Raw genomic sequence first — 1,930 nt, 5'->3', positions numbered from 1 at the left:
ACGGTCAGCTATATGGCAGTCCAGATTCCTTAAAACTATTGAGCAAAAACAAAGTTTGTCAGGAATATTGATTCACAATTCCCTCAGTTGCTATGAATGCTGTCTTTGCCATCAAGTTGACATTACTGCCTATCCTTCTTTTTGGGTTGGCTAGCGGTCTGGGCTATGTAGTTCCCGGTGCATGGGCAGGCGCGCTTTTTGCGCTGGTCATCATCCTCTGGCAAAAGCGCCATGGGCCGATTCCTCTGCTGAGCAAAACCAGTTTTGCAACGTTGATGGTCATCGCTTGCGCCGCGTCATTGGGCTTGGTGGCAAGCACCAACGCCGCGTTGGCGCTCGGATTTTTGGGGCTGGGCATCGGCACCGGGGCCAGCGTCGTGGTTGGCAAACCTTGGACGGCGTCATTTTCAGCCGGTGCCTACCAGGGTGCAGAAAGAAATCCCCTCTTTCTGCGAATCAATTCCTTGTTGTCGGGTCTGTGGTCGGCGCTTTTCCTTTACTTCGCAGTGGCACGTTTAGGGGCATTGCCCTCACTTGCGTCATGGATTCCCCTGGCCGTAGGTATTGGGGTTTCTGTCGCCTTGCCCGGCATTTGGGTCAAAGGCAGTTTGCAGAGGCAACTGGACACAAGGCAACCTTGGCGCTGGGTTCCGCCAGACTTCAAGCAGCACCGCGACTCCACAGATTTCGACGTCATCGTCATAGGCGCCGGGACTGGGGGCCTTTGTGCGGGTGCGCTATTGGCGCAGTCGGGCTTGCGCGTCCTCGTTGCAGAACAACATTCCACGCCGGGCGGCTTTGCCCATAACTGGACCTGGACGGGTCAGGATGGCGAAGCACATCCTGTATTCAGATTTGACTGCGGCGTGCACGATGTGTCCGGCGCTTGGGAGGGTGGCGCCGTCCACGGCATCCTCAAACGATTGGGGTTGGCAGAATCCATCGAATGGAAGCCCATGCAGCACCGCTATTATAAAAATGGTGCCATCTTTGATGTGCCAGCGCAATGGGATGACTATGTGGAAGCCCTGGCCCGCCGCTTTCCCGACGACTCACAAGGCATTCGAGGCGCCATGACGGACATACGCTCCATCTATGACGGCATGTTTTCCGACGCGGACTCCAACAGCGGCATACCCGGTGTGCAACGCAGCGTTGACGACATGCTGCTCTTTGCCCGCAACGCGCCACTGGCGGTGCGCTGGATGGAGCAAACTTTCATTGAACTGTTGAAGTCCCACATTCGCGGTGATGCCGCACAGCAGGAACTGCTGAGTCTTGCGGGCTATATCACGCACGCACCCGAGACATTGCGTGTGATGGACATGGTGCCGTTGTTTGGATATCACCTGTATGGAGGGCTCTACCCAGTTGGCGGCTCGGGGCGCATAGCACAAGCGCTTACGGACTCTATCGTGCTCGATGGAGGCGAGGTGCTTCTGGAAACGCCCGTGACCAAAATACTCGTCGAAGAGGGCAAGGTTGTGGGTGTGCGCCTCCGCAATGGGGGGACGGAGGGGAAAATAGTTCGCGCCAGTGCGGTTGTCGTGAATGCGGACATCTTGAGTGCGACGAAGCAATTGGTGGATGCGTCACATTGGCCACAGGAATTCCTGAATCGAGTTTCAAAGTTGCAGCCTTCGGGTTCCGGAGTTGCGTTGCACTTGGGTGTGCGAGGTGACTTTGCCGGTGTACCGCCAATCGTCCATATTAAGTCCGAACAGGAATCCATCGGTTTGACCATCCCCAGCAATGTCGACCCCAGTGCTGCGCCGGACGGATACAGTACGGTAGAAGTGTTGCGCTTGCTCAAGCATGAACAGGCGCGGGATTGGTTTGACGATGAACAACTCACCAACAACACCACCCAGCGAAATTCACAAGTCTATTTGGACAAAAAACGTGCGGAAGGTGACTCGCTGCTAAGGCT

At 55.9% G+C, this 1,930-nt stretch carries 1 protein-coding gene; it reads left to right on the top strand.

Features of this window, described 5'->3' with window-relative positions:
- Positions 1 to 92: 92 nt before the first annotated feature.
- The coding region (locus WCG50_RS19205) for an FAD-dependent oxidoreductase (protein WP_336901197.1) at positions 93 to 1,930 on the top strand (1,838 nt) is incomplete at its 3' end.

This window comes from Rhodoferax sp. (assembly GCF_037143375.1).
Taxonomy (GTDB): Bacteria; Pseudomonadota; Gammaproteobacteria; order Burkholderiales; family Burkholderiaceae_C; genus Rhodoferax.
This window is presented reverse-complemented; position numbering and strand designations above follow the sequence as displayed.